Origin of the sequence: Rhizobacter terrae (genome assembly GCF_003852895.1) — a bacterium.
In the GTDB taxonomy this organism is placed as follows: Bacteria; Pseudomonadota; Gammaproteobacteria; order Burkholderiales; family Burkholderiaceae_C; genus Albitalea; species Albitalea terrae.
Map to the genome: position 1 here is coordinate 19,415 of NZ_QUSW01000012.1, position 25,730 is coordinate 45,144.

26 protein-coding genes are annotated in these 25,730 nt (G+C 68.1%); 15 read left to right on the forward strand and 11 right to left on the reverse strand.

Translation table 11 applies throughout. The annotated features are described in order from the left end of the window. Window positions 1–3: 3 nt before the first annotated feature. The gene (locus DZC73_RS28765; protein ID WP_124543845.1) at window positions 4–660 is read left to right on the forward strand and encodes a cysteine hydrolase family protein; all 657 of its coding nucleotides are present in this window, start codon (window positions 4–6) and stop codon (window positions 658–660) included. 4 nt (window positions 661–664) lie between these two features. Here DZC73_RS28765 and DZC73_RS28770 read toward each other — a convergent pair whose 3' ends face one another. From DZC73_RS28770 to atzF, 8 genes are read right to left on the reverse strand one after another with little or no spacing between them, the layout of a single operon-like run. Beyond that, window positions 665–1,414, reverse strand: coding sequence for a GntR family transcriptional regulator (locus DZC73_RS28770; RefSeq protein ID WP_124543846.1), 750 nt, complete (start codon window positions 1,412–1,414; stop codon window positions 665–667). Beyond that, entirely contained in the window at window positions 1,411–1,797 is a 387-nt protein-coding gene (gene hpxZ / locus DZC73_RS28775; protein ID WP_124543847.1) for an oxalurate catabolism protein HpxZ, read from the reverse strand. Before hpxZ ends, DZC73_RS28770 begins: the two co-directional genes overlap by 4 nt. Beyond that, window positions 1,791–3,158: an AtzE family amidohydrolase gene (locus tag DZC73_RS28780; RefSeq protein WP_124543917.1), complete on the reverse strand. Its 1,368-nt coding sequence runs from the start codon at window positions 3,156–3,158 to the stop codon at window positions 1,791–1,793. The genes hpxZ and DZC73_RS28780 overlap by 7 nt, the downstream gene beginning before the upstream one ends. A gap of 8 nt (window positions 3,159–3,166) precedes the next feature. Further along, the gene (locus tag DZC73_RS28785; protein WP_124543848.1) at window positions 3,167–3,391 is read right to left on the reverse strand and encodes an AtzG-like protein; all 225 of its coding nucleotides are present in this window, start codon (window positions 3,389–3,391) and stop codon (window positions 3,167–3,169) included. Next, on the reverse strand, window positions 3,388–4,203 hold the full coding sequence (locus DZC73_RS28790) for an ABC transporter ATP-binding protein (RefSeq protein WP_124543849.1): 816 nt from the start codon (window positions 4,201–4,203) through the stop codon (window positions 3,388–3,390). Before DZC73_RS28790 ends, DZC73_RS28785 begins: the two co-directional genes overlap by 4 nt. Next, entirely contained in the window at window positions 4,200–4,961 is a 762-nt protein-coding gene (locus tag DZC73_RS28795; protein WP_124543850.1) for an ABC transporter permease, read from the reverse strand. The genes DZC73_RS28790 and DZC73_RS28795 overlap by 4 nt, the downstream gene beginning before the upstream one ends. 4 nt (window positions 4,962–4,965) lie before the next feature. Continuing rightward, window positions 4,966–5,970, reverse strand: coding sequence for an ABC transporter substrate-binding protein (locus tag DZC73_RS28800; protein WP_124543851.1), 1,005 nt, complete (start codon window positions 5,968–5,970; stop codon window positions 4,966–4,968). Continuing rightward, window positions 5,967–7,838 (reverse strand): allophanate hydrolase, encoded by a 1,872-nt coding sequence (gene atzF, locus DZC73_RS28805; RefSeq protein ID WP_161974797.1) that lies wholly within the window; start codon window positions 7,836–7,838, stop codon window positions 5,967–5,969. Before atzF ends, DZC73_RS28800 begins: the two co-directional genes overlap by 4 nt. Window positions 7,839–8,115: 277 nt before the next feature. Here atzF and DZC73_RS28810 point away from each other — a divergent pair, with 277 nt between their 5' ends. From DZC73_RS28810 to DZC73_RS28865, 12 genes are all read left to right on the forward strand, one after another. Further along, complete coding sequence (locus DZC73_RS28810; protein WP_235835329.1) at window positions 8,116–8,868, forward strand: GntR family transcriptional regulator; 753 nt, start codon at window positions 8,116–8,118, stop codon at window positions 8,866–8,868. 23 nt (window positions 8,869–8,891) lie between these two features. After that, a complete protein-coding gene (locus tag DZC73_RS28815; protein ID WP_124543853.1) occupies window positions 8,892–10,622 on the forward strand; it encodes a fumarate reductase/succinate dehydrogenase flavoprotein subunit in 1,731 nt (576 codons plus the stop codon). Window positions 10,623–10,637: 15 nt separating this feature from the next. Beyond that, window positions 10,638–10,871, forward strand: coding sequence for a 4Fe-4S dicluster domain-containing protein (locus DZC73_RS28820; protein ID WP_124543854.1), 234 nt, complete (start codon window positions 10,638–10,640; stop codon window positions 10,869–10,871). A gap of 7 nt (window positions 10,872–10,878) precedes the next feature. Continuing rightward, window positions 10,879–11,826: a HEAT repeat domain-containing protein gene (locus DZC73_RS28825; protein WP_124543855.1), complete on the forward strand. Its 948-nt coding sequence runs from the start codon at window positions 10,879–10,881 to the stop codon at window positions 11,824–11,826. Further along, window positions 11,823–12,152: a ferredoxin FdxA gene (gene fdxA / locus DZC73_RS28830; RefSeq protein ID WP_124543856.1), complete on the forward strand. Its 330-nt coding sequence runs from the start codon at window positions 11,823–11,825 to the stop codon at window positions 12,150–12,152. Before DZC73_RS28825 ends, fdxA begins: the two co-directional genes overlap by 4 nt. 131 nt (window positions 12,153–12,283) lie before the next feature. Continuing rightward, window positions 12,284–13,705, forward strand: a complete 1,422-nt coding sequence (locus DZC73_RS28835; protein WP_124543857.1) for an ABC transporter substrate-binding protein — start codon at window positions 12,284–12,286, stop codon at window positions 13,703–13,705. Window positions 13,706–13,732: 27 nt separating this feature from the next. Then, window positions 13,733–14,692 carry an ABC transporter permease gene (locus DZC73_RS28840; RefSeq protein WP_124543858.1) on the forward strand — a complete coding sequence of 320 codons (960 nt, stop codon included), beginning with the start codon at window positions 13,733–13,735 and terminating at the stop codon, window positions 14,690–14,692. Continuing rightward, on the forward strand, window positions 14,689–15,549 hold the full coding sequence (locus DZC73_RS28845; RefSeq protein ID WP_124543859.1) for an ABC transporter ATP-binding protein: 861 nt from the start codon (window positions 14,689–14,691) through the stop codon (window positions 15,547–15,549). Before DZC73_RS28840 ends, DZC73_RS28845 begins: the two co-directional genes overlap by 4 nt. Next, the gene (locus DZC73_RS28850) at window positions 15,546–15,845 is read left to right on the forward strand and encodes a gamma-butyrobetaine hydroxylase-like domain-containing protein (protein ID WP_124543860.1); all 300 of its coding nucleotides are present in this window, start codon (window positions 15,546–15,548) and stop codon (window positions 15,843–15,845) included. The genes DZC73_RS28845 and DZC73_RS28850 overlap by 4 nt, the downstream gene beginning before the upstream one ends. A gap of 22 nt (window positions 15,846–15,867) precedes the next feature. Further along, window positions 15,868–16,644: a ferredoxin--NADP reductase gene (locus tag DZC73_RS28855; RefSeq protein ID WP_124543861.1), complete on the forward strand. Its 777-nt coding sequence runs from the start codon at window positions 15,868–15,870 to the stop codon at window positions 16,642–16,644. Window positions 16,645–16,647: 3 nt separating this feature from the next. Beyond that, window positions 16,648–17,670 (forward strand): YeiH family protein, encoded by a 1,023-nt coding sequence (locus tag DZC73_RS28860; protein WP_124543862.1) that lies wholly within the window; start codon window positions 16,648–16,650, stop codon window positions 17,668–17,670. 72 nt (window positions 17,671–17,742) lie between these two features. Next, entirely contained in the window at window positions 17,743–19,695 is a 1,953-nt protein-coding gene (locus DZC73_RS28865) for a PAS domain-containing hybrid sensor histidine kinase/response regulator (protein WP_124543863.1), read from the forward strand. Window position 19,696: 1 nt separating this feature from the next. Here the strand turns inward: DZC73_RS28865 and DZC73_RS28870 are convergent, their stop codons facing one another. The 3 genes from DZC73_RS28870 to DZC73_RS28880 all read right to left on the reverse strand — a co-directional run bounded on the left by DZC73_RS28870 (window position 19,697) and on the right by DZC73_RS28880 (window position 23,336). Continuing rightward, window positions 19,697–20,839: an ABC transporter substrate-binding protein gene (locus tag DZC73_RS28870; protein ID WP_161974798.1), complete on the reverse strand. Its 1,143-nt coding sequence runs from the start codon at window positions 20,837–20,839 to the stop codon at window positions 19,697–19,699. Between the two features lie 205 nt (window positions 20,840–21,044). Then, complete coding sequence (locus DZC73_RS28875) at window positions 21,045–22,325, reverse strand: enolase C-terminal domain-like protein (protein WP_124543865.1); 1,281 nt, start codon at window positions 22,323–22,325, stop codon at window positions 21,045–21,047. 15 nt (window positions 22,326–22,340) lie between these two features. Then, window positions 22,341–23,336, reverse strand: a complete 996-nt coding sequence (locus DZC73_RS28880) for a LacI family DNA-binding transcriptional regulator (protein ID WP_124543866.1) — start codon at window positions 23,334–23,336, stop codon at window positions 22,341–22,343. A 202-nt stretch (window positions 23,337–23,538) separates the two neighbouring features. Between DZC73_RS28880 and DZC73_RS28885 the strand changes: the two genes are divergently transcribed. Then, on the forward strand, window positions 23,539–24,846 hold the full coding sequence (locus DZC73_RS28885) for an ABC transporter substrate-binding protein (protein ID WP_124543867.1): 1,308 nt from the start codon (window positions 23,539–23,541) through the stop codon (window positions 24,844–24,846). Beyond that, complete coding sequence (locus DZC73_RS28890; RefSeq protein WP_124543868.1) at window positions 24,843–25,727, forward strand: carbohydrate ABC transporter permease; 885 nt, start codon at window positions 24,843–24,845, stop codon at window positions 25,725–25,727. The genes DZC73_RS28885 and DZC73_RS28890 overlap by 4 nt, the downstream gene beginning before the upstream one ends. Window positions 25,728–25,730: the final 3 nt, after the last annotated feature.

A 25,730-nucleotide genomic window follows, 5' to 3' on the forward strand; every position in this document is an offset into this window, starting at 1 on the left:
CGCATGATCACCGTCGACGCCCTGCCCGGCCCCTTCGTCTTCGACCCGCGTCGCGCGGCGCTGGTGATGATCGACATGCAGCGCGACTTCATCGAGCCCGGCGGCTTCGGCGCGACGCTGGGCAACGACGTGTCGCTGCTGGCGCCGGTGGTGCCCGCGGCGGTGGAGCTGGTGGCATGGGCGCGGCAACGAGGCCTGCTCATCGTGCACACCAAGGAATGCCACCGCCCGGACCTGGCCGATTGCCCGAGCGCCAAACGCTCGCGCGGCCTGCCCAGCCTGCGCATCGGCGATGCCGGACCGATGGGACGCATCCTCATCGACGGCGAGCCGGGCGCGGACTTCGTGGCGGCGCTCGCGCCGCAGGCGGGCGACATCGTCATCCGCAAGCCCGGCAAGGGTGCGTTCTATGCCACCGACCTGCACGGCATCCTGAAGGACCACAGCATCACCAGCCTGGTCTTCGGCGGCGTGACCACCGAGGTCTGCGTGCAGACCACGATGCGCGAGGCCAACGACCGCGGCTACGACAGCCTGCTGGTGGAGGAAGCGACGGGCTCGTACTTTGCGCAGTTCAAGCAGGCGGCGATCGAGATGATCCGGGCGCAGGGCGGGATCGTCGGGTGGACGGCCAGGCTGGGCGCCCTGCGCGAGGCCTGAGGGCTCAAACCCTCGCCGACTCCGGCCTCGCGCTGTGCAGCTTGTGGATGGTGATCTTCCTCACCTCCGCCTTGCTCTCCTCGATGTGGCTGCGCAGCATGAGCTTGGCCTGGTCCCCGCGGCGGCGAAGGATGGCGCGCAGGATCTTCGCGTGCTCCTCGTAGGTCGCAGCGATGCGCGGCGGCTTGGTGAAGTCCAGCCGCCGCACGATGCGGATGCCGTCGGTCACGTCCGAATGCACCCGCGCCATCTCCTGGTTGCCGGCAGCGCTGACGATGGTGGCGTGAAAGGCCTCGTCCAGCGCCGCGACTTCGGCGGTGTCGGTCAGCCGCTCCTTCTCCGGCACCAGCCAGGTGGCCTTGAGCAGGCCCAGGTCGGGCATCGGCTCGGCCGCGCACAGGCGATCGACCGCCGTGCACTCCAGCACGACGCGCAGGTCGTACAACTCCTCGAGCTTGCGGAAATCGAACGGCGCCACGTTCCAGCCGCTGCGAAACGCCACCTGCACGTAGCCTTCCAGCTCCAGCCGGAACAAGGCTTCGCGGACTGGCGTGCGTGACATGCCCAGGCGCTCGGCCATGTCGCTTTCGGTGAAGCCTTCGCCGGGCAGCAGCACGAAGTCGAAGATGGCGGCCTTGATGCGGCGGTAGGCCTCTTCGGCACGGGTCAGCTCGCGCTGGTTGGACGGCGCGCTCACCGGCGCCGCCTTGCGCGCGACGGGTCGGGTGGCTTTCGAGGGGACCGGCTTGCTCATCCCATCAAGCTTACATGGGCGGACACCACGCGCCATCCCTGGCGCGTGCGCATCCAGGTCTGCGTCTGGCGGCCGGTGCGGCTGGCGCCATCACGCCAGAACTCGATGTGGGTGGTGGCGAAGTCCTGGCCGTAGGTGGTGATCTGCGTGCGCAGCACCATGCGCGACAGGCCCACCGCTGCGCGCCCTGCGCGGAACTGCTGGATCGCGCCATAGCCGTAGAGGTTCTCGTTCACGCCATAGCGCAGCGTGTGCGGGCTGTCCCAGAAGAGTTCGTCGAGCACCGGCACGTCGTTCCCCACGAGCGCGGCCTCGTAGCGCCCGAAGGCGGCGGTGACTTCGGCCAGCACGCCCGGCAGGTTGATCTGGTCGTCGCTCACCATCGCGACACCGGGGACTTCGCCACGCCTTGCGCTTCGAGCACGCGGGCTGCGCGCAGGGCCAGGTCTTCGCGCCAGGGTGCCGCGATCAGTTGGACGCCCATGGGCAATGCGGCCGTGGGCCACAGCGGTGCGGCCACCACCGGGCAGCCCGAGAAAGAGACGGGCTGAGTGAGCAAGCCCAGGCTCGGTCGCGCGGGCAGCGTCCTGCCGTTCAGCTCAAAGGTCTCGGTGCCGATGGTCGGCGCGGTGATGGGAGTGGCAGGAGCGATGAGCACGTCCCAGTCCTTGAACAGGTCCTGCACCTTCTGGCGGTAGGCCGCCCGAAAGCGCTGTGCGCGGATGTACCAGGCGGCCGGCTGCAAGGCGCCGGCGATGAAGCGGTCGACCGACAGCGGCTCGAACTCGGCCGCCCGTTCACGCAGCAAGGGCAGGTGCAGCGCGCCGCCTTCGCTGGCCGTCACGATGAAGGCGGCGGCCCGGGCCAGTGCGGCATCGGGCCAGACCACGCCGCGCAGCGCGCCCAGCGCTTCCGCGGCCGTGCCGGCAGCCTTGCGCGCGGCCTCGCCGGCGTGGTCCTCGAAGTAGCCGGCCAGCAAGCCGATGCGCAATCCGCGAACGCCATCGTTGAGCGACGGCAACGTGGGCTGCACCCGTGTCGCGTGGCAGGCGCGGTCCAGCGGATCGGGGCCTTGCATGGCGTCATAGGTGGCGGCCAGGTCTTCGACCGAGCGGGCGAAGGGCCCGAGGTGATCGATGCTGGCCACGAAGGGAAAGCTGCCTCGCCTCGACAGCCGCCCGAAGGTCGGCTTCAACCCGAACACGCCGCACAGCGAACTGGGCACGCGGATGGAGCCGTTGGTGTCCGAGCCCAAGGTCACCGGCACCTGCCCCGCCGCCACGGCCGCGGCGCATCCGCCCGAGGAACCTCCTGCCGTCCGCGACAGGTCGCGCGGGTTGCGCGTGGGGCCGTGGTGGCTGTTCTCCGTGGTGAAGCCGTAGGCGAACTCGTCCATGTTGAGCGCGCCCACCAGAACCGCGCCCGCAGCCTCCATGCGCTGCACGAGCACCGCATCGGCCTGCGCCGGCGGTTCGCCGTTGCGCACCTTGCTGCCGGCGCGCGTGACCAGGCCCTGGATGTCGAACAGGTTCTTCACCGCGTAGGGCAGACCAGCCAGCAGCGGCAGCGCCGCACCGCTGGCACGCAGCTTGTCGATGGCCCGCGCCTGGCGAACGGCTCGCTCGAAGGTGCCATCGGTGAAGGCATTCACGCGCGAGTCCGTCACCTCGATGCGCGCGATGGCGTGCTCCAGCGCTTCCTCCGCGAGCATCTCGCCCGAGCGCACGGCGCGGACAGTCTGCATGCCGGTGTTCACGGCACGTTCTCCTCCGAGGGGAATGGCGCGGGGCAGAAGATCTCTGCCGGCTCGTCGTGTGCCGCGAGCTCTGCGGCCGCCAAGGCCTGCGCCATCGCCTGCGTGCGCTCCAGGTGCACGGCCACGCGCTGCATCTGTGCGGCATCGAGCGTCAGGTCCAGCATCAACGAGGCGGCCCGCACGTAGTCGAGCACGTGGTCAGGAACAGCATCAACGCTCATCGCCGAACCTCCTGCTGGAAGATCTCCAGGCTGCGCTTCTTGGTCTCCACGAAGCTGGGCTGCGACAGCGTGGCCACGGTGCGTGGCCGCGCGTCGCCGTAGCGCAGCACCTCGGCCACTCGCGTGGGGCGCTTGGTCAGCAGCAGCACCTCGTCGGCCAGGTACACCGCCTCCTCCAGGTCGTGCGACACCAGCAGCATCGTGGTGCCGGTCTGCATGAACACTTCCTGCAGCTTCTCGCGGATGAACAGGGTCATCTCGAAGTCCAGCGCGGAGAACGGCTCGTCGAGGAACAGCACCTCCGGCCCCGGCGCCAGCGCACGCATGATGGACGCCGTCTGCTGCTGCCCGCCCGAGAGCTCGTACGGGTAGCGGTTCAGGTCGAACTTCACGTCGAAGCTGGCCACCAGTTCATCCATGCGTGAGCGGACCTGCGCCTTGCTGCGGCCTTCCAGCTTCAGCGGGTAGGCGATGTTGTCGATGGTGCGCATCCACGGGAACAGCGCATCGCGGTAGTTCTGGAACACGTAGCCGATCTTCGTGTCCTTGAGCGACTTGCCGTCGAAGAGGATCTCGCCCGCATCGATGGGCACCAGCCCCGCGATCATGTTGATGAGCGTGGACTTGCCGCAGCCGTTGGGCCCGAACACCGAGGTGATGCGGTGCTTGGGGATGTCCAGGTCGAAGCCCTCGTACAGCGGCTTGCCGGCGAAGTGCTTGGTCAGCCCGCGGATGGTGATGTGCGTGCCCGGCGGCCCCGGCACGAAGGCGGGCGGCGTCTCGGGCACCTCGGCCCACACGGCGGCGTTCATCGGCCACTCCAGTGCACCACGCGGCGCTCGATGGCCAGGAACAGCATGTTCAGCGCATAGCCGAGTGCGCCGGCGGCCAGGATGGATGCGTACATGCTCTTCACGTTGAGCACCTGCTGCGCGTCGATGATGCGGTGGCCCAGGCCGTTGTCCGAGCCGATGAACATCTCGGCCACGATCACGATGACCAGCGACATCGACACCGCCGAGCGCAGGCCCACGAAGGTGGGCTGCAGGCTCTCCCAGATGAGCACGTCCTTGAAGACCTGCCAGCGCGTGGCGCCCATCACCTGGGCAGCCATCACCCGCTGCTTGCGCGCGTTCATCACCCCGTAGGCGCTGGTGAAGAGCACGATGAGCAAGGCACCGAAGGCGGCAATGGCCACCTTGTTCACGTCCGACACGCCGAAGATCAGCAGGAACAGCGGGATCAGCGCGGACGACGGCGTGGAGCGGAAGAAGTCGATAAGGAACTCCACGCTTCGGTAGGCGCGCTCGTTGCTGCCCAGCGCGATGCCGGTCGGCACGCCGATGGCCGCCGCGATGACGAAAGCCTCCAGCGTACGCAGCACCGTGACGGCAAAGTCAGCCAGCAGCGGGCCGCCTGCCAGGCCGACGAGCAGCGTCTGCACCGTGTCCACCGGCCGCGGCAGCAAGATGGCCTTGATCCACCCCGCGCGCACCACCAGGTCCCAGATGAGAAAGAGCACCAGCGGCCCGATGAACGGGACCAGCCGGCGCCAAGGCAACGCATTCATGTCATCACCCCTTGAAGAGCATCGGCTCGACCAGCACGCGCTTCTCGAAGATGCTCTTCTCGGCGAACAGGTCGTAGAACTTCTGGAAGTAGGCGATGTCGCTGGCCTTGAACTCGTTGAAGAGCATGTAGGACGCGAGCGGCACCTCGCTCGTCAGCGCACCGTCGATGGCGGTGTAGCCCTTGAGGAACTGGCGCGCCTCTTCCGGCTTGCTGCGCACGAGTTCGATCCCCTTGGCGTACGCCGCGATGTAGCGCTTGGCCTCGCCGGGGTACTTCTTGATGAACTCGGTGGTGAGGCTGGCCGAGCCACCGTGCCACGGCGCCATGGGGTCGCCCAGCACGTACTTCGCGACCACGCCTGCTTCGAGAACACGTGTCGTGCCGTTGAGCCGGCCCACGGTACCGGTGGGTTCCAGGGTGTAGACCGCGTCGATCTGCCCCGCTGCCAGCGCGGCCACGTGCTGGCCGATCGGCAACTCGCTCACACTGACGGCGCCCGCCCCGGCACGCTCCAGCATGGTCTTGGCCAGCGTCACGTTCTGGATGCCCGGCCCCGAGGCCACGCGCTTGCCCTTGAGTTCAGCCAGCGACTTGACCGCGCTGTCCTTGGGCAGCAGGAACTCGTCGAGCACGTGCTTCGCATTGCTCGGGTTGGTGGCGAAGATCTTGAACAGCCCGGGTTGCGCAATCTCGCCGATGGCGAGGTTGGCCGAGCCCGTGCCGTTGGAGCTGCCGTCGCTGCGGCCCGAGAGCATGGCTTCCATCACCTGCTGGGCGCCGGCGAACTTCAGCGGCTCGACCTCCAGCCCCGCCTCCTTGAAGTAGCCCTTCTCGATGGCCGCGAAGAACGGCAAGCCGGCCGCCACGGGCCAATAACCGATGCGGATCTTCGGCCCGCCCTGTGCGCGGACGATGGCCGGCGCGGCGAGCCCTGCCAATGCGAGGCCGGCCGATTGCACGAGGCGCCGACGGATGCGGCTGGGGGAGTCTGGTCGGGTGTGGCTCATGGCGAATTCCGTGTGTCGTGGGAAGAAGATTCGCGAACCCGCAGCCACGCGAGAAACCCGCGCCAGCCGCCGTGCTCGGTGATGTCGAGCGCCCCGCTGCCCGCTGCGACGCCGCGCGGTTCGCACACGAATCCGCGCTCGCTGCCGCCATCGGCCAGTTCCACCGTGCCGATTGCAAGGGGCGCGCCAACCAGCATCATGAAGCTGCCCAGGTGTGCGCGGTCCATCTCCCACACCTCGACCTCGATGGCGCGACCCGTTGCGGTGCCCACATGCACGAGGCCGGGGCGCGTGGGCTGCAAACCGGTGAGCGAGTACAGGCGATACACCGGCGCGGTGCACGTGCGGGCCACCAGCCTGGCGCTGCGCTCGGCCAATTGCCAGTTGAGCCCGAGGCCGCTCATGTGCGCGCCAACGGTCACCACCCGCACGAGGTGGGCCGGCACGCAGGCGGGCATGTCGGCCGGCTGCGGAGGCAGGCGGTGCCGCATCACGCCGACCTCCGGCTGCCAGGCGCGCACCAGGCGGGCGGCCAGTTGCGCGAGCGGGTAGTCGCTGAAGGCCGGTCCCAGCAGCGTCACGCCCGCCGGCAGTCCATCGGCGCGCCACGGGCCGGGAATGGCATGCGCGGCCATGTCCAGCAGGTTGACGAAGTTGGTGTAGTGGCCCAGGCGCTCGTTGGGACCGAAGCGATCGGCGCGCACCGCATCGAGGGTGGGATGCGTGGCGGCCGTCGGCACGAGCATCACGTCGACCTCGCGCCAGATGGCGTGGGCCTGCTGCTGCAAGGCCTGCATCTCATATTGAGCAGCGAAGGCTTCGTGCGCGAGGTGATTGCCGCCGCGCAGCACGATGGCCGCCACGGCGGGGTCGGCATCGTTCGCATGGGCCTCGATGAACCGGCCCACGGCGGCGTAGCGCTCCGCCACCCACGGCCCTTGGTAGAGCAGGCTCGCGGCGCGTGACAAGGGGGCCATGGGCACGTCGACCAGGCGGCATCCCATGTCCCGCAGGCCGTGAAGCACCTTGTCGAACGCGGCAGCGGCCTGCTCATCGCCGAAGAACTCCAGCGGCGCCGGGATGCCGATGCGCAGGCCCTCCAGCTTGTCCACGCGCAAGAGCGGCGGCGCCAGGGGGCGGGTGAAGGCATCGTCCGCATCAGGACCGGATGCGATGGAGGCCACGGTCCACGCATCCTCGGGCGACAGCGCGAAGACCGACACGCAGTCCAGGCTGCGGCAGGCCGGCACGACGCCCGTGGTGGGCAGCCAGCCCTTGGTCGGCTTCAAGCCCACGATGTTGCAAAAGCCCGCCGGCACGCGGCCCGAGCCCGCCGTGTCGGTGCCCAGCGCGAAAGGCACCTGCCCGGTCGCCACGACATAGGCCGAGCCTGAACTGGAGCCGCCGCACACGCGGGTGCCATCGAACGGGTTGGGCACCACGCCATGGGGCGAGCGCGTGCCGACGAGGCCGGTCGCGAACTGGTCGAGGTTGGTCTTGCCGATGGGAATGGCGCCCGCGTCGACCAGGCGCTGCACCGCCGTGGCGTGGCGAGCCGCGGGCGTCGTGTTGAAGGAAGGACATGCGGCCGTGGTCGGCAGTCCGGCCACGTCGACGTTGTCCTTCACAGCGAAAGGCACGCCCAGCAGCGGCCTGGATTCGAACGCCGCGGGCCCGTGCTCGCGCAGCAAGGCATCGCAGGCTTCGGCCTGGGCCAGCAGCGATGCCGGATCGTGCCGCGAGATCCATGCCGAGCGGGCCAGCCCTTCCCCCGCGGCCAGGGCACGCGACATCCCGCTTGACGCGCTCCAGGCGCCGCTGCCCAGCGCATCGCGCCACTCCTGCAAGGTCCTAGGCTCGTGATCCACGTGATGCTCCGCCTTTGTGCATTCAATCTTGTATGCAAGATAAAAGCACGCATCGTGCCACTGGCCACAGGTCAAGGTTCATCCGCTTGCTGCCGCATGAACGCCAGGAGGTGGTGCGCCGGCGAAGCACCACGCACGAACACGCAGAACGATTTCTGGTGCAGCCGCCGTCGGCCCGCGAGCACTCTCGGTGCAAAGCGGGGCCCATCAAGCCTGAAAGTGCTGGCACGGCTGATGCTAGACATGACCTGTCATAACAGGTTGAGTGAATCGTCCGATGAACGCTGCCCGCAAGACATCGCCCGCCGTCGCGCTCATGCCCTCGGTGCCCATGCACTCGCAGATCCGCGAGATCGTCAGGCGCCGCATCCTCGACGGCACCTACGCCCCGCATTCGCAGATGCCCTCGGAGGCCCAGATGATGGAAGCCTTCAAGGTCAGCCGCATCACCATCCGCCAGGCGCTGGGTGACCTGCAAAAGGAAGGCCTGATCTTCAAGGTGGCCGGCAAGGGCAGCTTCGTGGCCAAGCCCAAGGCCTTCCAGAGCCTGTCCAAGCTGCAGGGCTTCGGCGAGGCGATGGCACCCGCAGGCTACGAGACCTTCAACCAGGTGCTCAGCATGCGCCGCACGAGTGCCGGCGAGCTGGTTGCCAAGCGGCTGCAGCTGTCCCTGGGTTCGCCGGTCTACGAGATCAAGCGGCTGCGCTACCTCAACCGCGAACCCATCTCGGTGGACGTGAGCTACTTCGACGTAGCGCTGGGCGAACGCCTCGCGCAGGAGGATCTGGCCACGCGCGACATCTTCCTCATCCTGGAGAACGACTACGGCATGCACCTCACGCATGCCGACGTGCAGATCGAAGCCATCTCGGCCGACGAGTCGCTGTCGCGACACCTGCGCACGGCCGAGTCCTCGCCGCTGCTGCGCATCGAGCGGCTCACGCATGCCGACGACCGGCCGGTGGACTTCGAATTCCTCTACTACCGCGGCGACGCCTTCCAGTACCGGCTGCGCATCGACCGCTGCTGATGTCACAACAACATGGAGCCCACATGAACACGATCGATCTGGAGTTCGACCTCGTCGTCATCGGCGGCGGCACCGGCGGCCCCATGGCCGCGGTGAAGGCCAAGGAGCGCAACCCCAAGCTGCGCGTGCTGCTGATCGACAAGGCCAACGTCAAGCGCAGCGGCGCCATCTCCATGGGCATGGACGGGCTGAACAACGCCGTCATCCCCGGCCACGCCACGCCCGAGCAGTACGTGAAGGAGATCACCGTCGCCAACGACGGCATCGTCGACCAGGAAGCGGTGATGGCCTATGCGGCGCACAGCTTCGACATGATCCAGGAACTGGACCGCTGGGGCGTGAAGTTCGAGAAGGACGAGACCGGCGACTACAGCGTGCGCAAGGTGCACCACCTGGGCGCCTACGTGCTGCCCATGCCCGAGGGGCACCACATGAAGCGCATCCTGTACCGGCAGCTCAAGCGCGCCCGCGTGGAGATCACCAACCGCGTGGTGGTGACGCGCGTGCTGACCGGCCCGGATGGCGAGGTTGCCGCAGTGATGGGCTTTGACTGCCGCACCGCGGAGCTCTACGTGATCCGCACCAAGGCGGCGGTGATCTGCACCGGCGCCGCCGGCCGCCTGGGCCTGCCCGCCTCGGGCTACCTGATGGGCACCTACGAGAACCCCACCAACTGCGGCGATGGCCACGCCATGGCTTTCCACGCCGGTGCGGACCTGGCCAACCTGGAGTGCTTCCAGATCAACCCGCTCATCAAGGACTACAACGGTCCGGCCTGCGCCTACGTGACCGGCCCGCTGGGCGGCTACACCGCCAACTCCCACGGCGAGCGCTTCATCGAATGCGACTACTGGAGCGGCCAGATGATGCAGGAGTTCTACAACGAACTGCAAAGCGGCAACGGCCCGGTATTCCTCAAGCTGGATCACCTCGCAGAGGAAACGATCCAGAACATCGAGACCATCCTGCACACCAACGAGCGCCCCAGCCGCGGCCGCTTCCATGAAAAGCGCGGCAACGACTACCGCAGCGAGATGGTGGAGATGCACATCTCCGAGATCGGCTTCTGCAGCGGGCACAGCGCCTCGGGCATCCACATCAACGCGCGCGGCGAGACCTCGGTGAAGGGCTTGTATGCCGCCGGCGATTGCGCCAGCGTGCCGCACAACTACATGCTGGGCGCGTTCGTGTACGGCAAGCATTGCGGGATCAATGCAGCAGCCTATTGCGACGAGACGGCACACGCGGCCATCGACACCGAGGCGCAGGCCGCAGAAGCCCTGCGCATCCAGGCGCCCCTGCAGCGCGAGGGCGGCCTCACGCCCTGGCAGGTCGAATACAAGACGCGCCGCCTGGTCAACGACTACCTGCAGCCGCCCAAGATCACGCGCAAGTACCACATCGGGCTCAAGCGCTTCGAGGAGATCCGCGAAGACATGCAGCACATGAGCGCGGCCAACCCGCACGAGCTGATGCGCGCCATGGAGGCCACGTCCATCCTCGACTGCGCGGAGATGGCGGCGCACGCCTCGCTGTACCGCACCGAGAGCCGCTGGGGCCTGTACCACAGCCGCGTCGACCACCCCGAGCGCGACGACGCCAACTGGTTCTGCCACACGCTGCTCAGCCGCGACGCGCAAGGCCGCATCGGCATGCGCAAGAAAGACATCGAGCCCTACATCGTGCCGGTGGACGAAGAAGAACGCACCGCCTACCAGCGCCTGCGCGTGGCGCGCACCGCCGAAGCCGCCTGACCCAAGGAGCATCCCATGACCATTGCCCTCACCCCCACCCAGGTTCCGGTCGTCATCGACGAATCCAAGTGCATTGCCGACAAGGGCTGCACCGTGTGCGTGGACGTGTGCCCGCTGGACGTGCTGGCCATCGACCTGGTGAAGAACAAGGCCTTCATGAAGTTCGACGAGTGCTGGTATTGCCTGCCCTGCGAACAGGACTGCCCCACCGGCGCAGTGAAGGTCGAGATTCCCTACCTGCTGCGCTGAGGTGGCCATGACATCCACGCTTGCACAGCGGCTGGAAGCGGCCGACCCCACCGTGCGCCGCCTGGCCGTGATGGACCTGCCGTACAGCGACGAGGACGACATCGTGCCCTTGCTGCTGCCTCGCCTGCTGGACGGCGACGCGACGGTGCGCATCGAGGCGGTGAAGGCCCTGGAAGGCTTCGAGGAGCCGGAGGTGGTGCAGTCGCTCGCGCCCATGCTGCTCGACGAGGACGAAGGCGTGCGCCAGGCCGCGGCCGACGTGCTGGCCGAACTCAAGGAGACGGCGTCCGCCGGGCCCTTGCTGCCGATGCTGCTGCGCGGCCCGTCGCAGGCGCGCGCGTCGGCGTTCCGTGCCATCCGTGCGCTGCGCTCGCCCGAGGCCTTCGAGCCGGCGATGCAGTCCTTGCGCGATCCGGACGCCGCCGTGCGACGCGAGGCCGTGGGCGTGCTGGGCTACCTGAAGAACGCGGCGGCCGTCGGCGAACTGGCCGAGGTCGCGGCCAACGACCCCGACGCCGAAGTGCGCCGCATCGCCATCGGCGCCCTGGGCTACTCCAACACCGTGAGCGTGCTGCCTGCCCTGGTCCGCGCCCTGGCCGACGGCATGTGGATGGTGCGCGAGGAGGCCGCCCAGACCATCGGCAAGCTCAAGCTCGCTCCCGCGGTGGGCGAACTGGTGCGCGCCATGGCCGACGAGTACTGGCAGGTACGGGTCAAGGCCGCGCGCAGCCTGGGCTGGCTCAAGGCCGAGGCCGCCCTGCCCGCGCTGGTCACCTCCCTCACGCATCCGGTGAGCAACCTGCGCAAGGAAGCCGTGATCGCGCTGGGCGAAATCGGCGACACGCGCGCCATCGCGCCGCTGGAGGCTTCGCTGGACGACCCGGACCCCGACGTGCGCAAGCTCGCGCGCCTGGCACTCACGTCGATCACCCTGGCAGGGAGGAAACCGGCATGACCTTCGTCGTCACCGAAGCCTGCATCCGCTGCAAGTACACCGACTGCGTGAGCGTGTGCCCCGTGGACTGCTTCCACGAGGGGCCCAACTTCCTCGCCATCGATCCGCAGGCCTGCATCGACTGCGCCGTGTGCGTTCCGGAATGCCCGGTGAACGCCATCGTGGCCGACCATGAGCTGGCGCCCGAACAGCAGCACTTCCTTCAACTCAACGCCACGCTGGCCGGCCAGTGGCCCGTCATCAACGCCGCACGTGAACCGCTGCCCGATGCCGAGCAGTGGGCCGGCGTGACCTCCAAGCTGGACCACCTGGTCCAGCCTGCCTGAACCGGATTCGCCCTGCAGTCCTGCGAGCAGCCGCGCATGAACCCCCAGCGCACCACGACCGCCCGAAGGTGGCATCTGACTTGCAGTCCCGAGGAGACAAGACGCTTCCCTCACATCACGGAGATTCGTTCATGAAGCACATCGTCTTGCAGGCCTGCGCCGCCCTGTGCATGGCTGCGGCCTCGCCCGCATGGGCTGCCAAGCAGGAAGTCGTCATCGGCATCGGCACGCAGAACACCACCACCAACACCGTCACGGGCGGCGTGGTGCTCAAGGAGCTCAAGCTGATCGAGAAGTACCTGCCGCACACCGGCAAGTACAAGGACATCACCTTCAAGCTGGACTGGCAGAACTTCACCTCCGGCCCGCCCATCACCAACGGCATGATGGCCAAGAAGCTGCACATCGGGATGATGGGCGACTACCCCCTGCTGGTGAACGGCGCCACCGGCCAGGCACAGCCGGGCAACGAGACGCAGCTCGTGGCCGTGATCGCCTACAACGCCTTCGGCTCGGGCAACGGCATCGTGGTGCACAAGGACTCGCCCTACTACCAGCTGAGCGACCTCAAGGGCAAGACGGTGTCGGTGCCCTTCGGCTCGGCCGCACACGGCATGGTGCTGCAGGCCCTGCAGTCGCGTGGCCTCAGCCCCGACACCTTCTTCAACCTGGTGAGCCAGAGCCCCGAGGTAGGCACGACCAACCTGCAGGAGAAGAAGATCGACGCGCACGCCGACTTCGTGCCGTTCTCCGACCTGCTGCCCTACCGCGGCTTCGCGCGAAAGATCTTCGATGGCGTGGAGACCAAGGTACCCACCTTCCACGGCGTGGTGGTGCGCAAGGACTTCGCCACCGAGTATCCCGAGGTGGTGGTGGCCTACATCAAGGCGCTGATCGAAGCCAACGGCTGGCTGCGCGCCAACCCCGCGGCCGCGGCGGCGAAGATCGAGGAGTGGACCCGGATCGAGAAGGAAGTGGCCTACCTCTACCTCGGCCCCGGCGGCATCCACACGCTGGACCCGAGCATCAAGCCGCGCTGGCTGGACACCATCCGCACCGGCCACGAGGTGCTCACGAAGATGAACCGTGTGAAGGGCCTGGACATCAACGCCTGGGTCAACGAGACCTACCTGCGCGAGGCCTTCAAGGAACTCAAGCTCGACTACGACGCGCAGAAGCAGACGCTCGCGAACTACGACGTCGGCGGCACCGACCCCTTGTGCAAGACACCGATCTCGCGGCCCAAGGAGGCCGGCGAGGTGTGGATCGAGGGCGCGGGCATCACCGCGTACGCCTCGCCCACCTGCACGCTGGCGGCCGTCCACAAGGCGCAGGCCGAGAACAAGAAGGTGCGCGTGGCCTACCTGGTGGACAAGGCGCTGGGCATCAAGCTTTTCGCCGACAAGGCCTTCTTCGCACTGAACACCAGCGATCCGAAGAAGCCGCAGATCGTGCCCTTCCTGCTGAAGAAGGATGCCGAGGCGCACGCCGCGAGCATCGGCGGGCGGGTGGGCAGCTATTCCGATGCCCTGGCTGCGGCCGCGGGCCTGTGACCACGATGTGCCATGAGGGGAATGACCATGTCGACCGCACCGCGCCGATTGTTCGAGGAAGTCTCCGACCAGCACCCGCCGCCCGAATTGCCGGCCATCGCACTGGTGCGGGTGGAAGATGCACTGCGTCCGCCGGCAGCCGCACCAGCGCCTGAGGCCACCGAACCCGCGCGTGCATCGCGTGCCGTCCAGGCGCTGCGAGAGAACGGGCCGGGCATCGCCATGGGGGCCGCGTCGCTGCTGAGCATGCTGGTCTTCTGGCACCTGGCCACCACGCACCGCTGGGACTTCTACATCCGCTTCACCAACATCCCCACCCCGCTGGACGTGCTGGACAAGGTGATGCAGGTCAACGCCAACGGCAAGTTCATCACCAACGTGGGCATGAGCCTGCGGCGCATCTTCCTCGGCTTCGCGGTGGCCACGCTGCTGGGCGTGGCCATGGGACTGCTGATTGGCCGCTACCGCATCGCGCGCGGCCTGCTGTTCCCGGCGCTGGAGGCGTTGCGTCCCATCCCGGCCATCGCGTGGGTGCCCATCTCCATCATGCTGTGGCCCGACAACGAGGTGAGCATCGTCTTCATCACCTTCATCGGCGCGTTCTTTCCCATCCTGCTCAACACGGTGAGCGGCGTGCAGGCAGTGGACGGCGTGCTGCTGCGCGCCGGGCAGTGCCTGGGCGCGAAGGAGGCGCAGCTCATGTGGCACGTGGTGCTGCCAGGCGCGGCGCCGCAGATCTTCACCGGGCTGGCGGTGGGCATGGGCGTGGCGTGGGTGTCGCTCATCGCGGCGGAGATGATCTCCGGCCAGTTCGGCATCGGCTACTTCACCTGGGAGGCCTACTCGCTCATCTCCTACCCCGAGATCGTGCTGGGCATGATCACCATCGGCCTGCTGGGGCTGGCCTGCAGCGGGCTCATCCGCCTGGCGGGGCGCTCGCTGATGCCGTGGCTGGGCCTGGCCGGCCGTGCGGGAGGTGCGCGATGACTGACCTGCGCAAAGGCCGCATCGAGATCCGCGACGTGTCGGTGAGCTTCGGCGGCAAGGGCCAGCGCACCCAGGCGGTGAGCGGCGTGTCGCTGGAGGTCAAGCCCGGCGACTTCGTGAGCGTGATCGGCCCCTCGGGCTGCGGCAAGTCCACGCTGCTGAACATCGTGGCGGGCTTCATGGTGCCCACGCAAGGCGCCGCGCTGCTGGACGGGCAAGCCATCGACGGCCCCGGCGCGGACCGCGGCGTGGTATTCCAGCAGTACTCGCTCTTCCCCTGGATGACGGTGCGCAAGAACGTGGAGTTCGGCCTGAAGATGCAGGGCCTGGGCATCAATGCGCGCGAGTCCAAGGCGCGCACGCTGCTGGGCCTGGCCGGCCTGCTGCCCTTCGAGAACCACTACCCCGACCAGCTCTCCGGCGGCATGAAGCAGCGCGTGGGCATCGTGCGCGCACTGGCCACCAGCCCGCAGGTGCTGCTCATGGACGAACCCTTCGGCGCACTCGATTCGCAGACGCGCACGGTGATGCAGGAGATCCTCACCAACATGTGGCAGCAGCTGCAGCTGTCGGTGCTGTTCATCACGCACGACATCGAGGAGGCCATCTTCCTGTCGGAGAAGGTCTACGTGATGACGGCGCGGCCGGGCCGCATCAAGGCGGAGATTCCGATTCCGCTGCCGCGCCCGCGCACGCCGGAAATGATGTCCTCGCCCACCTTCCACGCGCTGGTGCGGCAGCTCAAGGGCCTGATCCGCGAGGAGAGCCTGGCGGCCATGGGCGGCGAGCTGGGCGCGGCGGGGTTGCAGGGCCTGGACGCCCACATCGGGCAGGACGGGCTGAAGGCACTCTCATGACGCCCTTCGACTTCCCGCAGGCCATCGTGGACCACCAGGGCAGCGGCGTGCTGGAGCTGACCTGGCAGGACGGCTCGGTCTCGCGGCTGCCGCATGCGGTGCTGCGGGCCTCGTGCAGATGCGCGGGATGCGAGCAGGCGCGACGGCACGGTGCACCGCCGCAGTCCGCCGGCGACGTGCGCATCGCGGGCATCGTTCCCGTCGGCGACAAGGGCCTGAACCTCGCGTTCAGCGACGGGCACGCCCGCGGCATCTACCCTTGGCCCTACCTGCACGACATCACGCAGTCCCTCTGAGAAGCTCTGAGAAAGGCAAGGCATGTCCAACCTCGGCACCGAACGCGTCCTGCACGTGCACCACTGGAACGACACCCTGTTCTCGTTCCGCACCACCCGCGACCCCGCGCTGCGATTCCGCAATGGCCACTTCGTCATGATCGGCCTGCCCGTGGACGGCAAGCCCCTGCTGCGCGCCTACAGCGTGGCCAGCGCCAACCACGACGAGCACCTCGAATTCTTCAGCATCAAGGTCGAGAACGGCCCCCTCACTTCGCGGCTGCAGCACCTCAAGCCCGGCGACGAGATCATCGTGGGCCGCAAGCCCGTGGGCACCCTGGTGCTCGATGACCTGCGCCCCGGCCGCAACCTGTACCTGCTGTCCACCGGCACCGGCCTGGCTCCCTTCATCAGCATCATCCAGGACCCCGAGACCTACGAGCGCTTCGAGAAGGTGGTGCTCGTGCACGGCGTGCGCCAGGTCGACGAGCTGGCCTATGCCGACTTCTTCCAGCACCAGTTGCCCGAGCATGAGTTCCTGGGCGAGATGCTCAAGGACAAGCTGATCTACTACCCCACCGTCACCCGCGAGCAGTTCCGCAACATGGGCCGGCTGACGGACCTGATCGAGTCGGGCAAGCTGTGCGCCGACATCGGCCTGCCGATGATCGACCCCGCCAGCGACCGCGTGATGATCTGCGGCAGCGAGGCCATGCTCAAGGACACCTGCAAGCTGCTGGATGCGCGTGGGTTCCAGATCAGCCCGCGCCAGGGTGAGCAAGGCGACTACGTGATTGAACGCGCCTTCGTCGAGAAGTAAGGCATGCCCGGCGCCGCCCTCGCTGCCCGCGGCCTCGCGGCATGGTCCGCACTGGGCGCCCTGGTGCCGGGCGTGGCGCTGTGCGCGGTGATCGCCGCGGCCTCGGGCTTCGTCGCCGGACTGCACGGCGGGCCGCCACTGCTGTATGCCCTCTTCTTCGGTCTGTGCTTCCATTACCTGCATGACGATGAGCGCACGCGCACAGGCATCGACTGGTGCTCGCGGACGCTGCTGCGCCTGGGCATCGCGCTCCTGGGGGCACGCATCACCGTGGCGCAGATGGCCACGCTGGGCTGGACGACGATGGCGATCGTCGTGGCCGGCATTGCCGCCACCATCGCCGCCGGCCTCTTGCTCGCCCGGCTGCTGCGCCTGCCTGCCTCGCAGGGCATGCTGTCGGGCGGCGCCACCGCCATCTGCGGTGCATCCGCGGCCCTGGCGCTGTCGGCCGTCCTGCCGCGCTCGCGCGAACAGGAACGCTTCACGCTCGTGGTGGTGGCCGGCGTCACCACCTTGTCGACGCTGGCGATGCTCAGCTACCCGGCCATCGCGCGGGCCCTTTCGCTGCCTCCTGCCGCGGCCGGGCTCTTCCTGGGCGGGAGCATCCACGACGTGGCCCAGGTGGTCGGCGCGGGCCACCTCATGGGCCCCGCGGTCGAGACGCAGGCCACGCTGGTGAAACTGCTGCGCATCTCCTTCCTCGCACCCGTGGTGGCCGTGGTGGCGCTGACCGCACGCTCGCGTGGCCTTGGCGACGGCACACGCACGCCGGTGCTTCCAGGCTTCCTGGTGGCCTTCGTCGCGCTCGTGGCGCTCAACTCGCTGGGCGGCATACCCGCCGCATGGCAGCCGCACGCGGCGGATGTGTCGCGTGCAGGCATCGTCGTGGCCATCGCTGCGCTGGGCATCAAGACCTCGCCGCGCGCGCTCATGCAGGCGGGCTGGAAAGCACTGGCCATGCTCGTGCTGGAAACGCTGTGGCTGGCCTCGCTGATGTGCATCGCAGCCTGGCTGCTGTCGCCATGAAGCCCTGAAAGCCCTGCCTTTGTTGCGCCGCAACATGCAAAGCGGCCCCGGCCCTTTGCTATCCTGAACCGCATGAAGCGAAGTGCCTCCCCACCACCGGCTTCGCCTCCGGCGGAACCGCTGCGCCATTCGGAGGAACGATTCAGGCTCCTGGTGGAAAGCGTCCAGGACTACGCCATCTTCATGATCGACCCCGAGGGCATCATCCAGACCTGGAATGCGGGCGCCCAGCGCCTGAAGGGCTACAACGCCGACGAGGTCATCGGCCAGAGCTTCGAGATCTTCTACCCCGGGGACGCCATCGAGCGCGGCTGGCCCAGGCAGGAGCTGGCGGAGGCCCGCAAAAACGGCCGCATCGAGGACGAAGGCTGGCGACTGCGCAAGGACGGCACGCGCTTCTGGGCCAGCGTGGTCATCACCGCCTTGCGAGGCCCCGAAGGCGACCTGCGCGGCTTTGCCAAGGTCACCCGCGACCTCACCGAGCGACGCGAACAGCAAGAGGCCCTGCGCCGCAGCGAGGAACAGCTGCGGCTGATGGTCGAGTCGGTCAAGGACTACGCGATCTTCATGCTCGACCCCACGGGCAACGTGGTGAGCTGGAATGCCGGTGCCCGGGCGATCAAGGGGTACACGTCGGCTGAGATCCTTGGCAAGAATTTCGCCATCTTCTTCACTGCCGCCGACGCGGATGCAGGCAAGCCGCAGCGGGAGCTGGCCGACGCGCGGCTGCAGGGCCGCGTGGAGACCGAAGCGTGGCGGGTGCGCAAGGACGGCAGCGTGTTCTGGGCCCACGTGGTGATCACGCCGGTGGTGGACCACGAAGGCGTGCTGCGCGGCTATTCCAAGGTCACGCGCGACATGTCCGACCACCGGCGCCTGGTGGAGCTGGAGCACTCCAGCCAGCGCATGAACGAGTTCCTCGCCATGCTGGCCCACGAGCTGCGCAACCCCCTCGCGCCCATTCGCAATGCGGTGAGCATCCTGCAGGTGCACCCGCTGATGCCTGCGCAACTGGCGGGCACGAGCGACATCATCGACCGGCAGCTCGTGCACCTCACCCGGCTGGTCGACGACCTGCTGGACATCGCACGCATCTCCACCGGCAAGATCGTGCTGCGCCACGAAGCCCTGGACTTTCGCGAGGTCGTGCACGCGAGCATGGAGGCGACGCGCCCGCTGGCCGCCGCTCGGCGCCATCGCGTGCACCTGGACATGCCCGAGCAGCCGATCCGGATGACGGGCGACCACACGCGGCTGGTGCAGGCCTTGCAAAACCTGCTCAGCAACGCCGTGCGCTACACGCCTGCGGGTGGCGACATCAGCGTGCGGGTGCAGCTGGAAGGCCAGGCCGTCGTCACCTCCGTCACCGACACCGGCGTGGGCATCGCGCCCGAAGCGCTGGAACGCATCTTCGAGCTCTTCGCGCAGGAAAGCGGCAAGCGCACGCCGGCTGAAGGCGGCCTGGGGATCGGGCTGAGCCTGGCCCGCTCGCTGGTGGAGCAGCACGGCGGGCTGCTGACCGCTGCGAGTGCCGGTCTCGGCCAGGGCAGCACCTTCACCATGCTGCTGCCGCTGCGCGTGCCCGGCAGCATGAACGGGCCGACCCACGCCCCCACCTCGCTGCCCAAGGCAGCCCGGCCGCTGAGGGCGCTGGTCATCGACGACAACCGCGACTCGGCCGACACCATGGTCTACGTGCTGCAGTTGCTGGGCCACGGCGCCCAGGCGGCCTACGGTGCGCAGCAAGGCCTGGCGGTCGCCGCGGAGATCGCGCCGCAGCTGGTCCTGCTGGACCTGAACATGCCCGACGGCAGCGGCTTCGAGGTGATGCGGCAACTGCGCGCCGCGATCGCGCATCCGGTCTACATCGCCGCCATGACCGGCTACGGCCAGAACAGCGACCGCGCGAGCACGCTGGCCGCCGGATTCGACATGCACCTCACCAAGCCGGTGGGCACGCTCGACCTGAACGACGCCTTGGCGGGCGCCACGCGCCTGCTGGACGAACCCGTCCCCGAGCATTGAGTCAGGTGCAGGCCCTGGCCGCGCGCCGGAACGCCTCCTGCGAGAAGTCGTACTGCTTCAACGCGGGGTTGTGCACCTTCGAAAAGGCGCGGAAGTCAATGGCGTAGACACATCGCGTGAACCGCAGGTGCTGCTCCGCCGTGGCCCGCGTGGCCACCTGGATGGGAAACAGCACCTCGGCCCCTGTCTCTGCCGCGAAGTCGATGCCGCAGGCGTGGTCGTACACCATCGTCGCCATCTGCCCGATGCACAGCATGCTGCTCGCAGCAGTCGCGACGAAGCGGCCGTCCTGCACCAGGCGAAGCCCGAGGTCGGACATGTCCTGCCCGCCCGTGAATACGTCGCTGCCAGCATGCCGGCCCGCGTCCTCGATCGCCTGCACGGCCCCCGCACCCAGCTGGTCGCTCGCGGCCCACACCACGCTGGCTTGCGGATAGCGCTTCAGCAGCTTGCCGGCCAGCCACCGGCCCTCGCGCTGCGTCCATCGCGTGGGCACCACCTGCTTGAGCACGGCCCCCGGGTGTTCCGCCACCGCCCGCACCAGGCCGGCCTCGCGCTGGCCGGAGCCGAACCAGGTGGTGTCGCCGCCCAGGCCCACGACGTGGATGAGCTTGTCGGACGCCACGGCCTGCCTGCGTGCCGCCTCCTGGATGAGCGCCTTGGCCAGCACATAGCCCTTCTCTTCCTCCGACGACTCGAACGAGCCTGCCCAGTGCGGGTAGCGCAGGCGCGGCGACTGGCCGATGGCCGGGAGTTCGCTCGGAAAGATCGACCCCATCACGAACACCGGCACGCCCGCGGCCTCGGCCGCTTCCATGATCGGCTTGCTCTGCCCCACCACGACGTTGACGATGACTGCATCGGGCCGAGGCGTGTCGCCGATGATCTGCAAAGTCTGGCGCTGACGCGCGTAGCGGTCGTCCACGCCGAGACTGTGGGTCGTGAACTCGAAGCCCAGCGTCTGCGCGGCGTGTTCCATGATGCCGAACACCTGCGGCCAGAAGGTGTTGCCCTCGCTGTTGGGCGTGATCATGGCGATGCGCGGCCGCTTGGGCGCCGGCGATGGCGTGGTCGCGTCGGGGGCGGGGCCGGCGCCTGCTGGCATCGCGTGGACTGCCAGGCTCGCACCAACGGCCTGAAGCATTGCGCGTCTCGTCGGCATCCAGTCGCTGCGCACCGCACTCCATTTCCGCGCCCTACGGCCCTGCTTCAGGCGCACGGCCGATTTTCGAAGATCGTGAATGGCAGTGCACAGGAAATACCCTCAGCAGGGTGCTGCCAAGGGAAGGCAAAAAGAAGGCGCCGCCGGGGGTGACGGCGACGCCCAACGGGGAAGCGGCGGCGTGGGTTCAGTAGCGCGGCTTGCGCTTGACGTGCGCCGGGTCGTACTTGCGCATCTCGGCTTCGTCGTCGCGCTCGCGGATGCCGCAACGACGGTACTGCTCGTGCAGCGCGCCCAGCGCGTCGCGGTCGAGGTCCACGCCCAGGCCGGGACCCGGGGGCACGGCCACTGAACCATCGACGATGCGCACCGGCCCGCCCTGGATCAAGTCCTCGCACTGCCAGGGGTAATGCGTGTCGCAGGCGTAGCTCAGGTGCGGCAGCGACGCCGCGAGGTGCGTCATCGCCATCAGGCTGATGCCCGCATGCGAGTTGCTGTGCATGGACAGGCCGATGCCGAAGGTGTGGCACATGCTGGCCAGCTCGCGCGTGGCGCGCAGGCCACCCCAGGCGTGGTGGTCCAGCAGCACCGTCTGCACGGCGTTCATGCGCACGTTCTCGCGGAACTCGGCGTGGTCGCACACGACCATGTTGGTGGCCAGCTCCAGGCCGGTCTGCTCGCGCAGCGCCGCCAGGTCGGCCAGCGTGAGCACGGGGTCTTCGTAGTACTCCAGCTCGCGGCCCAGCCGTTGCGCCACATGCAAGGCGGTGGGCAGCGACCAGTTGCCGTTCGGGTCGATGCGCAAGGGATGCGACGGGAACGCCTGCCGCAGGGCAAGCAATGCATCGGCCTCCGCATCCGGCGCGAAGACGCCGGCCTTGAGCTTGATGCTGCCGAAGCCGAAGTCGGCCACCATCTGCCGCGCCTGCGCGACGATGCCCGCCGGGTCCAGCGCCGCGCCCCAGCGGTCGGCCTCGTAGGGACGGTCGATGTGCTCGGCGAACTTGTAGAACAGGTAGGCGCTGTAGGGCACGCGGTCGCGCACCTGGCCACCCAGCCACACGGCCAGCGGCACGCCCTCGCGGCGGGCACACAGGTCGGCCAGCGTGGACTCGAAGGCGCCGAAGGTCTTCATGAAGACGCGGGCCGCCTTGCTGCCGGGCACGGTGGCGATCTTCTTCTGCTCTTCCGCACTGAAGGCATGGGTGCGCACCGCGAGGTCCACCGCATGCAGGTCGAAGGGGCTCAGGCCACGCAGCGCCTGCGCCGAGGCCTGCAGCCGCAACAGCGTGTCGGACTCGCCGTAGGTTTCGCCGATGCCCAGCGCGCCGTCATCGGTCTCGATCTCGATGATGGCGCGCAAGGCATATGGCTGGTGCACGCCCGATGCATTGAGCAGCGGCGGGTCCTTCAAGGCGATGGGCGTCACGCGGACGGCCGAGATCCTGGCGGGGCGGGATGGGGTCATGTCGTGATGGAAAGTTCAGGCGCGGCGCCGCGTGGAGGCCCGGGGCACCAGTCGCGGTTCGAGGATTTCGTCGAAGGGCTGGGCCAGTTCGCCGTTGATGGATTCGAGCAGCCGCTGCATGGCCACGTCGCCCATGCGCTCGCTTTGCATGTCCACGGTGGTGAGGCCGGGCGATGCGTAGCGGCCATAGGCGATGTCGTCGAAGCCGGCAATGGAAACGTCTTCCGGCACGTGCAGGCCCAGGGTCTTGGCTTCGCTCATGAGGCCGAGCGCCACGAGGTCGTTGTAGGCCACCACCGCGTGCGGGCGGTCAGGCCCCAGCAGCACCTGCGAGGCGATGCGCTCGCCGGCCTCCGCGCTCGGTGCCGCCACCTCGAACACGCGGGCCACCTTGCCCACTTCGGACAGCGCATCGTTGAGCCCGCGCAGGCGTTCCTGGTTCCAGCGCGCCGCCTTGAAGCCGACGTAGGCGACATCGCGGTGGCCCAACTCGACAAGGTGACGTCCCAGCATGAAGGCAGCACGGTAGCCGTCGCTGCCCACGCTGTGGATGCCCAGCCGCCCCAGCCGTCCGAAAAACACCACCGGCTTGCCCAGCTCGGCCAGCCAGGCGATGGATTCTTCAGGCAGGCGCGAGCTGACGATGAGGCCGTCCACCCGCCGCGACAGCGTCTCCAGCAACTGCCGCTCGGGCGACTGGCTTTCTTCGGTGTCGACGAACAGCAGGTTGTAGCCGCGGCTCATCGCCACGCGGTTCGCGCCCTTCACGATGGCCGTGAAGTGAGGGTTGCGGATGTCGAGGATGACCACGCCCACCGCGCCGGTCTGCCCCGTGATCATGCTGCGCGCCAGCGGGTTGGACTGGTAGCCCAGGCGCGAGATGGAGTCCTTGATGCGCGCTTCCACCTCGGGTGAAAAACGCTGCGTGCCGTTGACGAACTTCGACACGGTGGCGGTGGAAACGGCGGCTGCCGCGGCCACGTCGCGCAGGGTGGCTTGACGTTTGATCATGCGTGTTTTGGAAAACGATTAACTCAAGCATATCTGCAAACAACCAGCCACGTCAGAAAGAGATGACCTGGGGTAAGCACCAGGGACAGTTGTCATTGACATCGTACAACTCGAACTCTACGCTGCAAACAAGTTAAACGTTTTCCAAACCAATCAAGCGAGCATGAACTGCAGGGTCCATGCATCGCCGGAGACAACAAGGATGCGATCCGCCTCCAAGCGCCATGGCCTCGCCCTGGCCACCCTCTTCTCGTTGGGACTGCCCCATGGCGCCGCCTGCGCCGACGACACGATCCAGGTCTGGACGCGCTCGTCCGCAGACGGCCGCAAGACCTACGACACCATCGCCGAGGCCTTCACGAAGAAGTCCGGCGTGCGCGTCGAATACTTCAACGCAATGACCGATTTCGAGCAGCGCCTGGCACGCGCCGCAGCGGGCAACGACCTGCCCGACCTCATCATCAACGACGTGGGCTCGCTCGGCCAGTTCGTGGGCATGGGCATCGTGGACGAGATCGACCGCGGCAAGATCGCCGGCAGTGCGGACCTGCACGAAGCCGCCTGGCGCGGCGCCAAGGCCCACAACGGACGGTACTACGCGGTACCCACCTCGGCGCAGGCCCACGTGCTGTTCATCCGCAAGGACTGGCGCACCAGGCTGAAGATGCCCGTGCCGCAGACCTGGGCCGACGTGCAGGCGCTGGCCAAGGCCTTCACCGAGAAGGACCCCGACGGCAACGGCCGCGCCGACACCTACGGCTTCGTCTTCCCGGGCAGCACCACGCGCGGCTATGCGGCCTGGTTCATGAGCTCCTTTCTCTGGCAGGCCGGCGGCGATTTCATCCGCCCCGCCGGGCAGGACCAGTACAAGAGCGCGCTCACCGAACCCGCGGCCGTCCAGACCCTCAACTGGTTCAAGCGCCTGTTGTGCGACGACAAGGTGATGCAGCCCAACGCCATCAACGCGACGACGCAGGAGGCGAACCAGGCCTTCATCTCGGGGCAGGCGGGCATGTACCTGTCGGGTCCGTATCACATCGCCCTCTTCGACAAGGAGCCCGGGCGCGACAAGGTGGAGGTGGTGCCCGCGCCCGCCGGCAGCGGCGGCAAGGCCGTGCTCGCGGGCGGTGAACTCGCCTACCTGATGAAGACCAGCGCCCACAAGGCCGCCGCCCAGAAGTTCGTCGAATTCCTCATCTCGCCGGAAGGACAGTCGTTGGGCATGAAGGCACCGGCCGGCGGCTTGCCGGTGGTGCGGCTGCCGGTGAACAAGAAGGTGGACGTGGGCGCGACCTACCAGGACCCGCGCTGGCAGATGGTGGCCGATGAGTATGCGCAGCACGGCCACGCGCTGGCCGCGATTCCCAACTGGGCGAAGGTGCAACAGGTGGCCGCCGAGGGATTCAACGGCAGCCTGGCGCGCTGCTCCACCGCCGTGCAGGCCGACCTGCAGGCCCTGAGCGCGAAGGTGGACGAAGAACTCGCCCGCCAGAAGGTGCTGGCGAAATGAGCCTGTCACCGACATCGCGACGCCTGGCGGCCTTGGGGCCCTGGCTGTACCTCGCGCCCGCGCTCGTGGTGTTCGCGATGTTCAAGTTCATTCCCATGCTCAAGGGCCTGGAGATGAGCTTCTACAAGGTCAACTTCGGCGGCACGAACGAGTGGGTGGGCCTGGCCAACTTCGAGCGCGCCGTGACCGATCCGGGCCTGCGCACCGCGGTGTGGCACACGCTGGTCTACGTGCTGGGCACCGTCGCGCTGTCGGCCAGCATCGCGCTCTTGCTCGCCATGGCGCTGCAAGGCCAGGCGCGGCACCTGCGCTTCCTGCGCACGGCGATGTTCCTGCCGGCCGTGACCAGCGCGGCGGTGCTGGCCGAGGTCTGGCGCATCCTCTACGCGCCAACGCCGGATGGCGTCATCAACACCATCATCGGCTGGGCTGGCGTGGCGCCGCAGGGCTTCCTGAGCAACCCGGACCAGGCCCTCGCCGCGCTCATGGGCATGCATGTGTGGAAGCATGTGCCTTACGACACGGTGATCTTCGTCGCCGGCCTCGCGGGCGTGAGCAAGGAGCTGTACGAAGCCGCGGAAGTGGACGGCGCCAACGCGTGGCAGCGCTTCGTGCACGTCACGCTGCCGGGCATCGCACCGTCCATCACCATCATCGCGACGCTGGGCTTCATCCGCGGCTTCCGCGTGTTCACCGAGGTCTATGCCACCACCGGCGGCGGGCCGGGCGGCGCGACCGAGGTCGTCATGACGCACATCTACAAGCAGGGCTTCGTGGAGCTGGACTATGGCTATGCCGCCGCAGCCTCCTTCCTGCTGTTCGTGTTCACCGCGCTGACGACCACGCTTTACCTCGCGTGGCGCCGAAGGGGCGCGCAATGAGCG